Consider the following 15,611-nt stretch of genomic DNA (forward strand, 5'->3'; position numbering starts at 1 on the left):
CGCGAGCGTGCGGCGGCGCGTCGCGGGACGGTCGCCGGCTCAGCCGGCCGCGTGTTCGACGACCAGCTGCACGCGCGTGACGCCGTTCCACGTATCGGCGACGAGCCGGTACGCGACCAGCGCGCGCCGGCAGCGGCTCGGTATGGTTGAACCAGATCGCGTTGAAGCGCTGGCGGCCGCGCGCGAGCTGCAGCTTCAGGTGCTTTTCCTTCACGAGCGACTGCGACACGACGTCGAATTCGCCCGAGAAAAGCGGGGCCGGAAACCCTTGCCCCCACACGGCTTCGTCGAGCAGGCCGACGAACTGCGGCGTGAAGTACGCATCCTCGAGCTCGCCGTCGGTCTCGATCACGCGGGCCAGCGCGTCGTCGGACAGCCATTCGCGCGCGACGGCCTCGAACGCGGCCGCGAAGCGCGGCACGTTTTCGGTGTCGAGCGTGAGGCCGGCCGCCATCGCATGGCCGCCGAACGCGACGATCAGGTCCGGTTCGCGTTTCGACACGAGATCGAGCGCGTCGCGCAGGTGGAAGCCCGCGATCGACCGGCCGGAACCCTTGACGCGCCGGCCTTCGTCGTTGGCGTGCGCGAACGTGAACGACGGACGGTGGAATTTCTCCTTGAGCCGGCCGGCGACGATGCCGATCACGCCCTGGTGCCACGCGGGATTGAACAGCGTGATCGTGCACGCGTCGGCCGGATCGACGTCGGCGAGATCGGCGAGCGCCTGCTGCTGCATGCCGGCCTCGATCTCGCGACGTTCGCGGTTCATCACGTCGAGCTGCTGCGCGAGATCCCACGCGCGGCCGATGTCGTCGGTGATCAGGCACTCGATGCCGAGCGACATGTCGGACAGCCGGCCGGCCGCGTTCAGGCGTGGACCGAGGCCGAAGCCGAGATCGAAGCCCGACGCGGTGCGCGCTTCGCGCGCGGCGGCGCGGAACAGCGCGGCGACGCCCGGCTGCATGCGGCCGTTGCGGATGCGCTGCAGGCCCTGCGCCACGAGCACGCGGTTGTTGCCGTCGAGCCGCACGACGTCGGCGACGGTGCCGAGCGCGACGAGGTCGAGCAGGCCGTCGAGACGCGGCTCGGCTTCCTTGCTCGCGAACGCGCCGCGGCGGCGCAGCTCGGCGCGCAGCGCGAGCAGCACGTAGAACATCACGCCGACGCCGGCGAGGTGCTTGCTCGGGAACGCGCAGCCGGGCTGGTTCGGGTTGACGATCGCGCGCGCGGCGGGCAGCGCGTCGCCGGGCAGGTGGTGGTCGGTCACGAGCACGTCGATGCCGCGCGCGTTCGCGGCTTCGACGCCGGCGACGCTCGCGATCCCGTTGTCGACGGTGATCAGCAGGTCGGGCTTGCGCGCGGCCGCGAGTTCGACGATCTCCGGCGTGAGGCCGTAGCCGTATTCGAAGCGGTTCGGCACCAGGTAGTCGATCTGCGCGCCGAACATCCGCAGGCCGCGCACCGCGACCGCGCAGGCAGTCGCGCCGTCGCAGTCGTAGTCGGCGACGACGAGCAGGCGCCGCTTGTCGGCAATCGCGTCGGCGAGCAGCGTTGCCGCCTCGGCGCAGCCTTTCAGCTCGGTGGGCGGAACGAGGCGCGCGAGCGCGGTCTCGATGTCGGCGGGCGACTGCACGCCGCGCGACGCGTACAGGCGCGCGAGGACGGGGTGCAGGCCGTGGCGCGCGAGCACTTCGGCGTCGGCGGGCGCGACGGGGCGGGTAACGATCCGGGTCATACGGGGTGGCTGGTCATTCGAACAGGGAGGCGAGCGCGCGGCGGCGCCAGAACTTGCGCAGGTCGCCGCGCGTCGCGTGCAGCGTCACGGAGCTCGTGTCGCCGCACAGCGTGAAATCGACGCTCGCCAGCTCGCCGTTGTGCAGCGCGGCGAGCGCCGGCGCGAACCAGTCGCGCTCGAGCGCGGCGAGGCCGTCGTGCCAGCGCGCCCAGTCCTGCTCGATGAACGGGGTGGTCAGCGCCGGCAGATCGACGAGCGTCGCGCCGTCGGCGGCGGGCAGCGCGCCGAACGTCGCGGGCGGGCGGCCGGCTTCGGTGTGCGCGGCGCGCGCGAGGCCGAGCGCGGCGGGCGATGCGGACAGCACGCGCGCGAACGGCTTGCCGACCGGCTTCAGCGTGCCCTGCGCATGGAACCAGATCGAATTGACGGCCGGCAGGCCGCGCGCCTCGCGGGCTTCGTTGACCGGATGCTGGAACCACGCCATCTGCACTTCGTTCTGCAGTTTCATCCACATCCGCGAGCGCTCGCCCGTATGGGCCTCGTGCGGCAGCCAGATCTCGATGTTGCGGCCGCTGGCGCGCAGCGGCGCGGCGCCGGCGAGGCGCGCGAGCTGGTCGCTCGACAGGTACCAGCGCGCCGGGTTCGGCGCTTCGAGCCGCACGCCGAGCTCCTCGATCAGCGGCCGCGCGACCGCGAGCAGCGCGGCCGCGTCGCCGTCGTCGAGCGCGAGGGCGGCCGGATCGACGAGCACCAGGTGATCGTGCGCGATTTCGACGTGCACGGGCTCGACGCATGCCCACGCGTGCGTGCCGGGGTCGCCGCCGTCGGCCAGCAGCATGTAGGGCGCGAGCGGCGCCTCGTCCGCGGCGTTGCCCTGCGTGGCGCCGAACCGGCTTGCCAGCCAGCGCTCGTGCGGCAGCGTGCGCTGGAAGTCCTCGCCGGCCACGCGCTCGACGAGGCTTGCGCGGGCGAGCAACTTTTGAAGCGCGGGGCTGTCCAGCGTGTGCAGGGACGAGGCCGCATCGGCCGCCGACGGCAGCGCGAACGGAACGAGAAAATGGAGGCGTCGGTCGTGCATGATGGTGCGCATTGTATGGCAAACTGCGCGCGTGATCGGGCCGGCTGACGGCCCGTTCGCGTCCGGCGGCCGTTTTTCGACCGTGCCGGGGGCCGGCCGCTACCGGCCACGACCCGGCGGCGGTCCGGCCGCCGCGCACCTGTCCGCCGTAACCAGCAGAAAGGATTCGCTTGAAACTTCCGTACGAATGGCAGATCGGCTGGCGCTACACGCGCGCCGGCAAACGCACGACCGGCAACGGCTTCATTTCCTTCATCGCACTCGTATCGATGCTCGGGATCGCGCTCGGCGTCGCGGCGCTGATCGTCGTGCTGTCGGTGATGAACGGCTTCCAGAAGGAGGTGCGCGACCGCATGCTGTCGGTGCTCGCGCACGTCGAGGTGTTCTCGCCGACGGGTTCGATGCCCGACTGGCAACTGACCGCGCAGGAAGCGCGCCGCAATCCGTCGGTGATCGGCGCCGCGCCGTACGTCGACGCGCAGGCGCTGCTCACGCGCCAGGACGCGGTGAGCGGGGTGATGCTGCGCGGCGTCGAGCCGTCGCTCGAACCGCAGGTGTCGGACATCGGCAAGGACATGAAGGCGGGGCAACTGGCCGCGCTCGTGCCCGGCCAGTTCGGCATCGTGCTCGGCGACGCGCTCGCCGGCAACCTCGGCGTGACGGTCGGCGACAAGATCACGCTGGTCGCGCCCGAAGGCTCGATCACGCCGGCCGGCATGATGCCGCGGCTCAAGCAGTTCACGGTCGTCGGCGTGTTCGAGTCCGGCCACTACGAATACGACAGCACGCTCGCGATGATCAACATCCGCGACGCCGAGGCGCTGTTCCGGATGAGCGCGCCGACCGGCGTGCGGCTGCGGCTCACCGACATGCAGAAGGCGCCGCAGGTCGCGCTCGAGCTGTCGCATACGCTGTCGGGCAGCCTGTACATCCGCGACTGGACGCAGCAGAACAAGACGTGGTTCTCGGCCGTGCAGATCGAGAAGCGGATGATGTTCATCATCCTCACGCTGATCATCGCGGTGGCCGCGTTCAACCTCGTGTCGTCGCTCGTGATGACGGTGACCAACAAGCAGGCGGACATCGCGATCCTGCGCACGCTCGGCGCGCAGCCGGGGTCGATCATGAAGATCTTCGTCGTGCAGGGCGTGACGATCGGCTTCGTCGGCACCGCGTCCGGCGTCGCGCTCGGCTGCCTGATCGCGTGGAGCATCCCGTGGCTGATTCCGATGATCGAGCACCTGTTCGGCGTGCAGTTCCTGCCGCCGTCGGTGTACTTCATCAGCGAGCTGCCGTCCGAACTCGTCGCGAGCGACGTGATCCGGATCGGGCTGATCGCGTTCGCGCTGTCGGCCGTCGCGACGCTTTATCCAAGCTGGCGCGGCGCGAAGGTGAAGCCGGCGGAGGCGCTCCGCTATGAATGACCGCGCGGCCGCATTCGCGGATTCACGACAACAACACAACGGACAGGATTCGGCAGGTATGCAGGAATACGTGCTTCAGGCGCGCGGGATCACGAAGGCGTTCGTGCAGGGCGGCTTCAACGTGCAGGTGCTCAACAACACCGAGCTGACGGTGCGGCGCGGCGAGAAGCTCGCGGTCGTCGGGGCGTCGGGCTCCGGCAAGAGCACGCTGCTGCACGTGCTGGGCGGGCTCGACGAGCCGAGCGCCGGCGAAGTGTCGCTGCTCGGCAAGCCGTTTACGCAGCTCGCCGAGCGCGAGCGCAACGAGTTGCGCAACCGCGCGCTTGGCTTCGTCTACCAGTTCCATCACCTGCTGCCCGAGTTCACGGCGCTCGACAACGTCGCGATGCCGCTGCGCATCCGCCGGATGACGACCGAGGACGCACGCGGGCAGGCACAGGCGATGCTCGAACGCGTCGGTCTCGGCCCGCGTGCGAAGCACCGGCCGGGCGAGTTGTCGGGCGGCGAACGGCAGCGCGTCGCGATTGCGCGTGCGCTGGTCACGAAGCCCGCGTGCGTGCTCGCCGACGAGCCGACCGGCAACCTCGACGGCACGACGGCCGACACGGTGTTCAACCTGATGCTCGAACTGTCCGAGACGCTCGAAACGAGTTTCGTGATCGTCACGCACGACCCCGATCTCGCCGCGCGCTGCGACCGCATCATGCGGCTGCGCGACGGCGTGTTGCACGAGGAGCCGGCGCTGCCGGTGTAAAAAAGCCACGCCATTGGCCGTGCCGGCTCGCCGCGGCACGGCGCAACGGCGCAACGGCGCAGGACCGCTGCCATGTGGATCGACACGCATTGCCATCTCGATGCCGCCGAATTCGACGCCGACCGCGACGCGGTCGCGCACGCCGCGCGCGCGGCCGGCGTGTCGCGCGTCGTGATTCCGAGCATCGGGCGCGACAACTTCACGACGGTGCGCGAACTCGCGCAGCGCACGCCCGGCGCGGCGTACGCGCTCGGCATCCATCCGATGTATACGCCGCAGGCGCGCGACGCGGATCTCGACCGGCTGCGCATGGAGATCGAGGCGAGTCTCGACGATCCGCGTTTCGTCGCGATCGGCGAGATCGGGCTCGATTATTTCGTGCCGGGGCTCGATGAAGAGCGCCAACAGTTCTTCTACCAGGGCCAGCTCAGGCTCGCGCGGGAATTCGACTTGCCGGTGCTGTGTCACGTGCGCAAGTCGCAGGACCGCGTGCTGGCCGGGCTGCGCCGTTTCGGCGTGCGGCGCGGCATCGCGCATGCGTTCAACGGCAGTTTCCAGCAGGCCGAAGCGTATCTGGCGCAAGGCCTGCATCTCGGCTTCGGCGGCAACGTGACCTTCACGCGCGCGCGGCAGATCCGCCGGCTCGCCACCGAGTTGCCGCTCGACGCGCTCGTCGTCGAAACCGACGCGCCCGACATCGCGCCCGAATGGGCATACAAATCCCGCAACACACCCGACCAGGTGCCGCGCATCGGCGGCGTGCTCGCCGAATTGCGCGGGCTCGATACTGGCGAACTGGCCGTATGCACTTCGGCTAACGCGCTCGCCGCGCTGCCGCGACTCGCACTTTCGTCCGCATAATCGTTGCCGGAAGGCGCCGCCCGGGCAGGGCTGGCGCCGGGTCGACGAGGAGGCGGAATGCGCGTGTGGTGGATCGCGTTCGCGCTCGGCGTCGTCGTGCTGCAGCGGCAGGCGGCGTTGCCGGGGGCGATCGCATGGACGGTCGGAGCAGCCGTGCTCGCGGGCTGCGCGGCGCTGGGCGCGTGGTGCATGCGTCGACGGCGCACGCGTACGGTCGTGGCATGCGGCTGGATGCTGTGTGTGTTCGCGGCCTGCGTCGCGGGGTTCGGCTATGCGGCCGCGCGGGCCGAGTGGCGGCTCGACGACAGCCTCCCGCCGGAGTGGGAAGGGCGCGACATCGTCGTCACGGGTGTGATCCGCGGATTGCCGGTCGTCGACGAGACGGGGGCGCGGCTGCTGTTCGCGGTCGAATCGAACGATGCGGGGCTCGCCCGTTTTCCGCCATTGATCCGCTTGTCGTGGCGCGCATACGGCGCACCCGCGACACGCGATGCGCTTCCCGATTTGCGGGCGGCCCAGCGCTGGCGTTTCGTCGTGCGTCTCAAGCGTCCGCATGCCGAGGCCAATCCCGGCGTGCGCGACAGCGAGGCGACGTGGCTCGCGGCAGGCATTCGCGCGATCGGCTATGTCAGCGCGCCGCGTCGGGCCGTATTGCTCGATGCGCGCGCGGCGGGATGGCGCGCATCGATCGACCGGGTGCGCGACGCGCTGCGGGCACGCATCGGCGAGGTGCTCGGCACCGATGCGGCGCACCGCGGCATCGTCGCCGCGTTGGCGATCGGCGACCAGTCGGGCATCGGCGACGACGACTGGCGCGTCCTGCGCAATACGGGCACGAGCCATCTGGTCGCGATTTCGGGTCTCCATGTCGGGCTGGTCGGCGCGATTGCCGGCTGGCTCGTCTCGCTGGTCTGGCGCCGCGTGCGCTGGCGCGCGCGGGCCGCGACGCTCGTGTTGCCGGCGCCGTACGCGGCCGCGCTCGCCGCGCTGGCGGCCGCGGCGGGCTATGCCGCGCTCGCCGGCTTCAACGTACCGGCACAGCGCGCGTGGTGGATGATCGCGGGCGGCGGCATCGCGTATCTGGCCGGCCGCAGCGTGCCGACTTCCGCGGTGCTGTGTGCGGCGCTCGGCGGCGTGCTGCTCGCCGATCCGTGGGCCGTGCTGTCGGCCGGGTTCTGGCTGTCGTTCGGCGCGGTCGCCGTGATCCTGCTGGCCGTCGCCGGCTGGCGCGCGGTGCGGGAACTCGATGAGAACGACGGGATCGACGAGAACGACGAAACGGGCGCGGAAAGCCGCACGGCCGACTTGCGCAGGCGATTGCGCGAGTGGGCGACGCGCTGCCGGCGCCGCATCGCCGAGGCCACGCGCGTGCAGTACGCGGTGACGATCGGTCTCGCGCCGCTTACCGCCGCATGGTTCGCGCAGGTTTCCCTGTCGGGCCCGTTCGGCAATGCGTTCGCGATTCCGTGGGTCAGCTCGGTCGTCACGCCCGTCGTGCTGGCCGGCATCGCGTTGCCGGCGCCGTTCGATGCCGGTGCGTTCATGCTCGCCCATGCGGCGCTCGCACCGATGATGACGCTGCTCGGGCACTTGGCCGACTGGCCGGCCGGCGTGCTCTGGCTGCGCATGCCCGAGTGGCCGGTACTGGCGCTGGCATGCGTGGGCGTCGCGTGGGCGCTGATGCCGCGCGGCTGGCCGTTGCGCTGGGCGGCGCCGCTCACGTGGCTGCCGCTCGTCGCGCCGGCGCCCGACGCGCCGCCGGCGGGCGGCTTCCGGCTGACCGTGCTCGACGTCGGGCAGGGCGCGGCGGTGCTGGTCGAAACCGCGCGGCGGACCTTGCTGTTCGATGCGGGGCCCGGCGCGGAATCGACGCATGCCGGTACGCGGATCGTCGCGCCGGCGTTGCGGGCGCGCGGCATCGCGGCGATCGATTCGCTCGTGCTCAGTCATGCGGATGCCGATCATGCAGGCGGTGCTTCGGCCGTCTATGCGGCGACCGACGTGCGCCAGCTGCTGGCCGGCATCGCGCCGCGGCACCGGTTGTGGCGCGAGGCGCAGGCGGCCGGCGTGGCCGATCGGCTGCCGTGCGCGGCCGGGCAGCGCTGGACCTGGGACGGCGTCGTCTTTACGATGCTGTGGCCGCCGGACGGGGTGGGCACGGGTTCGTCGAACGGGCAATCGTGCGTACTGCGCATCGACGCGGGCGGCACGTCGGCCCTGTTGACGGGCGACATCGAGGCGGCCGCCGAGCGCCGGCTGGTGGCCGATGCGCGCGATGCGCTGCCCGCGCAGATCCTGGTCGTTCCGCATCACGGCAGCCGCACGTCGTCGGTCGAGCCTTTCCTCGATTCGGTCGGGCCGCGCGTCGCGGTATTTCCTGTAGGCTATCGCAATCGTTTCGGGCATCCGCACCGGACCGTGCTCGCCCGCTACGAGGCGCGCGGGATTCCGCTGCCGCGCACCGATCGCGACGGCGCCGTGCGGTTCGACGTCGCGCCGGCCGGCGGCGGGTTCGCATTCGCGCGCTATCGCGACGAACGGCGCCGGTACTGGATGGACCGGTAAGCGTGGCGACGGCCGGCGTATCGGGACGGGCGGCCCGGGGCCGGCGTGCCGTGCCGAAGCCCGGTTCCGACAGAAATATGACGCATGGGAATGGCACAAGCGCTGACGCACCCCCTCCCGTCGACCGCGAAGCATGGGACGAGAGTAGGCGCTAAAGCGCTAACTCTCGTCGACAAAGGAGACACCGGCATTTGAAGGACATCCTCCACTTCTCGCACGCGAACGGCTTCCCGGCGTCGACGTACCGGACGATCTTCGCCGAACTCGCCGACGACTACGAGCTGCGCTACATCGAACGGATCGGCCACGACCGCCGCTACCCGGTGACGCGCGACTGGCCGCATCTCGTCGAACAACTGCTCGACGATATCGGCAGCCGCTACGAGCGCCCGGTCTGGCTCGTCGGCCATTCGCTCGGCGGCTACCTGTCGCTGATGGCCGCGCTGAAGAAGCCGCAGTGGGTGCGCGGCGTCGTGATGATCGATTCGCCGATCATCGCGGGCTGGCGTGCCGGCGCGTTGCGCGCGAGCCAGTGGGCGGGGCTCGACGAGCGGCTGTCGCCGGCCGCGGCGACGCGCAACCGGCGCACGCGCTGGATGAGCCGCGACGAAGTCTGGCGGCACTTCCGCGAGAAGCCCGCGTTCGCGCGCTGGGACGAACGGATGCTCGCCGACTATATCGACTACGGCATCCCGCAGGCCGGCCCCGACGGCGCACGCGCGCTCGCGTTCGACCGGCAGGTCGAATACCTGATCTACCGGACGCTGCCGCACACGCTCGGCCCGCGGCTCGCGCACGGCGCGCCGGTGCCGCTCGGCTTTCTCGCCGGCACGCGCTCGCGCGAGGTGCGGCAGGTCGGGCTCGACGCGACGCGCCGTGCGACGCGCGGGCGCATCGAATGGCTGGAAGGCAGTCATCTGTTCCCGATGGAGCGGCCGATCGAGACCGCCCGCGCATTGCAGCGGATGCTGAATTCGCTGAAGGCGGAAGAGGACGGCGTTTCGGGCGGCATTTCGCAGGCCGGCGCGCCGCTCGCGAAGCGCGCCTGACGTTTCGTTCCGTGCGCCGAGCGCCCGCCGGCGCATGCGCGTGGCGCCACCGGCCGGCCGGTTCGCGCTGGCGCGCACCGCCGCGCGGGGCGGTACGAAAGGGCGCGATCATCGCGTCAATTGCTGAGAAAAGGGCGGGCTTTACGGTATAATCCGTTTTTCCCGCGAGCATCCAGCGATGACCAAATATGTTTTCGTCACCGGCGGCGTAGTTTCTTCCCTCGGCAAGGGTATTGCCGCCGCCTCTCTCGCCGCGATCCTCGAATCGCGCGGTCTGAAAGTCACCCTCCTCAAGCTCGATCCCTACATCAACGTCGACCCCGGCACGATGAGCCCGTTCCAGCACGGCGAAGTGTTCGTGACGGAAGACGGAGCGGAGACCGACCTCGACCTCGGCCACTATGAGCGCTTCATCAGCACGAAGATGCGCAAGGCCAACAACTTCACGACCGGCCAGATCTACGAATCGGTGATCCGCAAGGAACGCCGCGGCGACTATCTCGGCAAGACCGTGCAGGTCATTCCGCACATCACGAACGAAATCCAGGCGTTCATCGAGCGCGGGGCGGCATCGGCCACCTGCGGCGAGCCGGACGTCGCGATCGTCGAGATCGGAGGCACGGTCGGCGACATCGAGTCGCTGCCGTTCCTCGAGGCCGCACGCCAGATGAGCCTGCGCCTCGGCCGCAACAGCGCATGCTTCGTGCACCTGACGCTCGTGCCGTACGTCGCGACGGCCGGCGAGCTGAAGACGAAGCCGACCCAGCACAGCGTGCAGAAGCTGCGCGAGATCGGCATCCTGCCGCACGTGCTGCTGTGCCGTGCCGACCGCCGCATTCCCGACGACGAATCGAAGAAGATCTCGATGTTCTCGAACGTGCCGGAAGACGCCGTGATCTCGGTGTGGGACGCCGACAGCATCTACAAGATTCCGCAGATGCTGCACGACCAGGGCCTCGACCGGATCATCTGCGAGGAGCTGAAGCTGTCGCCGAAGGACGCCGACCTGAGCATGTGGTCGACGCTCGTCGAAAAGCTCGAGAACCCGCAGCACGAAGTGACGATCGGCATGGTCGGCAAGTACGTCGACCTGACCGAGTCGTACAAGTCGCTGATCGAGGCGCTGCGCCATGCGTCGATCCACACGTCGACCAAGGTCAACATCGAATACATCGACTCGGAAGAGCTCGAGACGAACGGCGTCGACAGCCTCAAGCATCTCGACGCCGTGCTGGTGCCGGGCGGTTTCGGCCGTCGCGGCACGGAAGGCAAGATCGCCGCGGTTCGCTACGCGCGCGAGTCGAAGGTGCCGTATCTCGGCATCTGTCTCGGCATGCAGCTCGCGGTGATCGAATTCGCGCGCGACGTCGTCGGCCTGAAGCAGGCGAACAGCACGGAATTCGATCCGGACACGCCCGAGCGCGTGGTCGCGCTGATCACCGAATGGTACGACCGCGAAGGCAAGGTCGAGACGCGCACCGAGGAATCCGACCTCGGCGGCACGATGCGTCTGGGTTCGCAGCGCTGCCCGATCAAGCCGGGCACGATGGCCGAGGAAATCTACGGCAAGGACGTGAACGAGCGCCATCGCCACCGTTATGAAGTCAATAACCGCTTCGTGCCCCAGCTCGAAGCCGGCGGCCTTATCATCAGCGCCCGTACCCCGAGCGAGGATCTGCCGGAGATGATGGAGCTGCCGCGTTCGATGCACCCGTGGTTCGTCGGCGTCCAGTTCCACCCGGAATTCACGTCCACGCCGCGTGACGGTCATCCGCTGTTCAAGTCGTTCGTCGAAGCCGCGCTCGCCAACAAGCAAGCGCGCGGAGTGCAAGCATGAAGCTGTGCGATTTCGAGGTCGGTCTCGACCAGCCGTTCTTCCTGATCGCGGGTACCTGCGTCGTCGAATCGGAGCAAATGACGATCGACACGGCCGGCCGCCTGAAGGAAATCTGCGAGAAGCTGAACGTTCCGTTCATCTACAAGTCGTCCTACGACAAGGCGAACCGCAGCTCGGGCAAGTCGTTTCGCGGCCTCGGAATGGACGAGGGGCTGCGGATCCTCGGCGAGGTGAAGCGCCAGCTCGGCCTGCCGGTGCTGACCGACGTGCATTCGATCGACGAGATCGAGCAGGTCGCGTCGGTCGTCGACGTGCTGCAGACGCCGGCGTTCCTGTGCCGCCAGACCGATTTCATCCATGCGTGCGCGCGCTCGGGCAAGCCCGTGAACATCAAGAAGGGCCAGTTCCTCGCGCCGCACGACATGAAGAACGTGATCGACAAGGCGCGCGACGCGGCGCGTGAAGCAGGGCTGTCGGAAGACCGCTTCATGGCGTGCGAGCGCGGCGTCTCGTTCGGCTACAACAACCTCGTGTCGGACATGCGTTCGCTCGCGATCATGCGCGAGACGAACGCGCCGGTCGTGTTCGATGCGACCCACTCGGTGCAACTGCCGGGCGGGCAGGGCACGAGCTCGGGCGGCCAGCGCGAATTCGTGCCGGTGCTCGCCCGTGCCGCGGTCGCGACGGGCGTCGCGGGCCTCTTCATGGAAACGCACCCGAATCCGGCCGAGGCGAAATCGGACGGCCCGAATGCGGTGCCGCTGAATCGGATGAGCGCGCTGCTGGAGACCCTCGTCACGCTCGACCAGGCGGTGAAGCGCCATCCGTTCCTGGAAAACGATTTCAATTAAAGATCGAATGAACCTTGCGACGGCTTCGCGCGTCTGTAGCGAAAGCGGTTCCGGCACGCACGCCGTCGCAGTTTGAAGAATCCATCGTCATTCTCAGAGGAAACCCATGAGTGCAATCGTAGATATCATCGGCCGCGAGATTCTGGATTCGCGCGGCAACCCCACCGTCGAATGCGACGTGCTGCTCGAATCGGGCACGATGGGCCGCGCGGCGGTGCCGTCGGGCGCGTCCACCGGCTCGCGTGAAGCGATCGAGCTGCGCGACGGCGAAGCCGGCCGCTACAACGGCAAGGGCGTACTGAAGGCGGTCGAGCACATCAACACCGAAATCTCCGAAGCCATCATGGGCCTCGACGCGTCGGAACAGGCGTTCCTCGACAAGACGCTGCTCGAGCTGGACGGCACCGACAACAAGTCGCGCCTCGGCGCGAACGCGATGCTGGCCGTGTCGATGGCCGTCGCGAAGGCCGCCGCCGAAGAGGCCGGCCTGCCGCTGTACCGCTACTTCGGCGGCTCGGGCGCGATGCAACTGCCGGTGCCGATGATGAACATCGTCAACGGCGGCGCGCACGCGAACAACAGCCTGGACATCCAGGAATTCATGATCGTCCCGGTCAGCCAGCCGACGTTCCGTGAAGCGCTGCGTTGCGGCGCCGAAGTGTTCCACGCGCTGAAGAAGATCCTCAGCGACCGCGGCATGAGCACGGCGGTCGGCGACGAAGGCGGTTTCGCGCCGAACTTCGGCAGCAACGACGAGTGCCTGTCGACGATCCTGCAGGCGATCGAGAAGGCCGGCTACCGTGCGGGCGAAGACGTGCTGCTCGCGCTCGACTGCGCGGCGTCCGAGTTCTACCACGACGGCAAGTACCAGCTCGCGGGCGAAGGCCTGCAACTGTCGTCGGCCGAATTCACCGACTACCTCGCGACGCTCGCCGACAAGTTCCCGATCGTGTCGATCGAGGACGGCATGCACGAAAGCGACTGGGACGGCTGGAAGCTGCTGACCGACCGCCTCGGCAAGAAGGTGCAGCTCGTTGGCGACGATCTCTTCGTCACGAACACGCGCATCCTGAAGGAAGGCATCGAGAAGGGCATCGCGAACTCGATCCTGATCAAGATCAACCAGATTGGTACGCTGACCGAAACGTTCGCGGCGATCGAAATGGCGAAGCGCGCGGGCTACACGGCCGTGATCTCGCATCGCTCGGGCGAAACCGAAGATTCGACGATCGCGGACATCGCGGTCGGCCTGAATGCCGGTCAGATCAAGACGGGTTCGCTGTCGCGCAGCGACCGTATCTCGAAGTACAACCAGCTGCTGCGCATCGAGGAAGACCTCGGCGACATCGCGAGCTACCCGGGTAAATCGGCTTTCTATAACCTGCGCTAACGCGCTACTATCGGGTTCGTCATCTCGACGCCGCTCTGTGCCTGTGCGCGGAGCGGCGCTTCTTATATCTGCGTCTCTTACATGCGGCTTGTCACTGTCGTCCTGATTGCCTTGCTGGCGCTCATTCAGTACCCCCTATGGTGGGGACGCGGCGGCTGGCTGCGGGTGCATGAATTGCGTCAGCAGCTCGACGACCAGCTCCGGAAGAACGCGGACGAGAAGCTGCGCAACGAGCGCACCGCCGGCGAAGTGCAGGATCTGCAGAGCGGCACCGCGGCGATCGAGGAGCGTGCGCGCTACGAGATGGGCATGGTCAAGGACGGCGAAGTATTCGTGCAGTTCGTATCGCCGAACGCGCCTGCGGGGCCGACGAACAACACGCCGGCGAATACGTCGACGCGCGGTACCGTCTCGGCGGCGCCCGTGCGGGTCGTGCCGAATCCGCAGTCGATCGCGAAGCCGTCGCGGCATCATGGCGGCGACAAGGGCAAGGCCGCGCATCACTGAGCGCGATACCTCGAACCCATTGAAAAAGCGCGGGAAATACCGCGCTTTTTTATTTCCTGGCAGTCGTCAATCGATCGGGCGATGCCTGCTCACCACCACCAGCCCGGGTACCCGTAGCTGATGCCCGAGCCCCAGCGATTGCCCCATCCGCCGCTGTAATATCCGCCGTAGACCGTCACGGGCGGCGGCGAGTAATAAGCCCACGCGCGCGCGGCCGCTTCCGCCGCCATCGCGCTGTTCTGCTCGCGCAGGACTTGCCGATCGATCTCGTCGTAGCGCTTGCGTTCGGCGCTCGACAGCACGGGCGGCTGACCACCCGACGCGCCCGGTTCGGGCAGGCGGCTCAGGATCGTGGAAGTCGGCGGCGGCATCGCGCAGCCGGCAAGCGCGAGCGTGCCGGCGGCCATGCTCGTCAGGACGATGGTGCGGATGGCGCAAAAGGGGCGGCGATTCATGTGTTTCTCCTGCGGTGCGCCGACCGTGGAAAGCGGCTTGTGCCGAAGGCCGAACCTCCGGCGCCTGAGCCGCGCATGCGGCGCTCGTGCGTCATTATGCGCCCGTGCCACGCCGGTGGCGGGCACGGGCGCTCGGCCCACGCGCGGCTCAGTGACGCTGGTCGGTCGCGGGCGCGATACCGGTTTCGACACCGGGCGCCGCGAACAGTTGCGCGACGTCGACCGGATCGAATTCATAGCGCTGGTTGCAGAATTCGCAGTGGATCTCGACGTGGCCGCGCTCGACGATCACGCTGTCGACTTCTTCACGACCGAGCATGCGCAGCATCGCACCGACCTTCTCGCGCGAACACGAGCACTGGAAGCGCGTGCTGGCCGGTTCGAAGTGCTGGACGTTTTCCTGCCAGAACAGCCGCCGGAACACCACTTCCGGTTCGACCTCGAGCAGTTCCTTCGCGGACAGCGTGCCGCCGAGCGTGCACACGCGTTCCCACGTGTCGATATCGGTTTCGGCGTTGCGCGGCACGATGCCGCCGTCGCCCGGCAGCTTCTGCAGCAGCATGCCGACCGCGCGGTCGCGATCGGCGGCGAGCCACAGCCGCGTGTCGAGCTGTTCCGAGTGGCGCATGTACTGCTCGAGCACCTGCGACACCGATTCGAGCGGGCCGTCGACGCCGTTCAGCGGCACGATGCCCTGATACGGCTGCTGACCCGGCAGCTTGTCGGCCGGGTCGAGCGTGATCACGCAGCGGCCGTGGCCGCTCGCGTTGACGAGCGACGCGAAGCGCGTGTCGTCGCCGATCGTCTGCGCGGCGTCACCCGAGAACTTCGCGGTCGCACGCATCGACAGATCGGACCCGCACTGGACGACCAGCATCTGGACCGGCCCGTCGCCGAAGATCTGCATGATCAGGGTGCCGTGAAATTTCAGGTTCGCCGACAGCAGCGCGCACGCGGCCATCATCTCGCCGAGCACCGTGCGCACGGGGGCAGGGTAGTCGCGGCGGGCGAGCACCTCCTGCCACGTGTTGCGCAGCGAAACGATCTCGCCGCGCACGGGCGCCGCATTGAACATGAATTTCTGTAACTGGTCGCTCACTCTTCT

At 68.6% G+C, this 15,611-nt stretch carries 12 protein-coding genes and 1 pseudogene; 9 read left to right on the top strand and 4 right to left on the bottom strand.

Going from position 1 to position 15,611, the window contains the following annotated elements; genetic code table 11:
• Positions 1 to 39: 39 nt before the first annotated feature.
• Positions 40 to 1,735: pseudogene (gene recJ, locus LGN10_RS21930) on the bottom strand (single-stranded-DNA-specific exonuclease RecJ).
• 13 nt (positions 1,736 to 1,748) lie between these two features.
• Complete coding sequence (locus LGN10_RS21935; protein WP_226225018.1) at positions 1,749 to 2,825, bottom strand: regulator; 1,077 nt, start codon at positions 2,823 to 2,825, stop codon at positions 1,749 to 1,751.
• A 158-nt stretch (positions 2,826 to 2,983) separates the two neighbouring features.
• Here LGN10_RS21935 and LGN10_RS21940 point away from each other — a divergent pair, with 158 nt between their 5' ends.
• From LGN10_RS21940 to ftsB, 9 genes are all read left to right on the top strand, one after another.
• The gene (locus LGN10_RS21940; protein WP_060966326.1) at positions 2,984 to 4,237 is read left to right on the top strand and encodes a lipoprotein-releasing ABC transporter permease subunit; all 1,254 of its coding nucleotides are present in this window, start codon (positions 2,984 to 2,986) and stop codon (positions 4,235 to 4,237) included.
• 58 nt (positions 4,238 to 4,295) lie between these two features.
• Positions 4,296 to 4,991, top strand: coding sequence for a lipoprotein-releasing ABC transporter ATP-binding protein LolD (lolD, locus tag LGN10_RS21945; RefSeq protein ID WP_059583336.1), 696 nt, complete (start codon positions 4,296 to 4,298; stop codon positions 4,989 to 4,991).
• 72 nt (positions 4,992 to 5,063) lie between these two features.
• Positions 5,064 to 5,852, top strand: coding sequence for a TatD family hydrolase (locus LGN10_RS21950; protein WP_099316558.1), 789 nt, complete (start codon positions 5,064 to 5,066; stop codon positions 5,850 to 5,852).
• A 57-nt stretch (positions 5,853 to 5,909) separates the two neighbouring features.
• A complete protein-coding gene (locus LGN10_RS21955; protein ID WP_226225019.1) occupies positions 5,910 to 8,417 on the top strand; it encodes a DNA internalization-related competence protein ComEC/Rec2 in 2,508 nt (835 codons plus the stop codon).
• 191 nt (positions 8,418 to 8,608) lie between these two features.
• A complete protein-coding gene (locus tag LGN10_RS21960) occupies positions 8,609 to 9,466 on the top strand; it encodes an alpha/beta fold hydrolase (RefSeq protein ID WP_226225020.1) in 858 nt (285 codons plus the stop codon).
• A gap of 178 nt (positions 9,467 to 9,644) precedes the next feature.
• The gene (locus LGN10_RS21965; protein ID WP_034207739.1) at positions 9,645 to 11,303 is read left to right on the top strand and encodes a CTP synthase; all 1,659 of its coding nucleotides are present in this window, start codon (positions 9,645 to 9,647) and stop codon (positions 11,301 to 11,303) included.
• Complete coding sequence (gene kdsA / locus LGN10_RS21970) at positions 11,300 to 12,154, top strand: 3-deoxy-8-phosphooctulonate synthase (protein ID WP_226225021.1); 855 nt, start codon at positions 11,300 to 11,302, stop codon at positions 12,152 to 12,154. The genes LGN10_RS21965 and kdsA overlap by 4 nt, the downstream gene beginning before the upstream one ends.
• A 106-nt stretch (positions 12,155 to 12,260) precedes the next feature.
• Positions 12,261 to 13,544, top strand: a complete 1,284-nt coding sequence (gene eno / locus LGN10_RS21975) for a phosphopyruvate hydratase (protein WP_006478406.1) — start codon at positions 12,261 to 12,263, stop codon at positions 13,542 to 13,544.
• Between the two features lie 81 nt (positions 13,545 to 13,625).
• Positions 13,626 to 14,051, top strand: coding sequence for a cell division protein FtsB (gene ftsB / locus LGN10_RS21980; RefSeq protein ID WP_226225022.1), 426 nt, complete (start codon positions 13,626 to 13,628; stop codon positions 14,049 to 14,051).
• An 89-nt stretch (positions 14,052 to 14,140) separates the two neighbouring features.
• Here the strand turns inward: ftsB and LGN10_RS21985 are convergent, their stop codons facing one another.
• Together LGN10_RS21985 and hslO are read right to left on the bottom strand one after the other, a co-directional pair.
• Positions 14,141 to 14,506, bottom strand: a complete 366-nt coding sequence (locus LGN10_RS21985; RefSeq protein ID WP_226225023.1) for a hypothetical protein — start codon at positions 14,504 to 14,506, stop codon at positions 14,141 to 14,143.
• 148 nt (positions 14,507 to 14,654) lie between these two features.
• Positions 14,655 to 15,605 carry an Hsp33 family molecular chaperone HslO gene (gene hslO / locus LGN10_RS21990; protein ID WP_226225024.1) on the bottom strand — a complete coding sequence of 317 codons (951 nt, stop codon included), beginning with the start codon at positions 15,603 to 15,605 and terminating at the stop codon, positions 14,655 to 14,657.
• Positions 15,606 to 15,611: the final 6 nt, after the last annotated feature.

Origin of the sequence: Burkholderia sp. AU32262 (genome assembly GCF_020419985.1) — a bacterium.
GTDB classification, from domain to species: domain Bacteria; phylum Pseudomonadota; class Gammaproteobacteria; order Burkholderiales; family Burkholderiaceae; genus Burkholderia; species Burkholderia semiarida.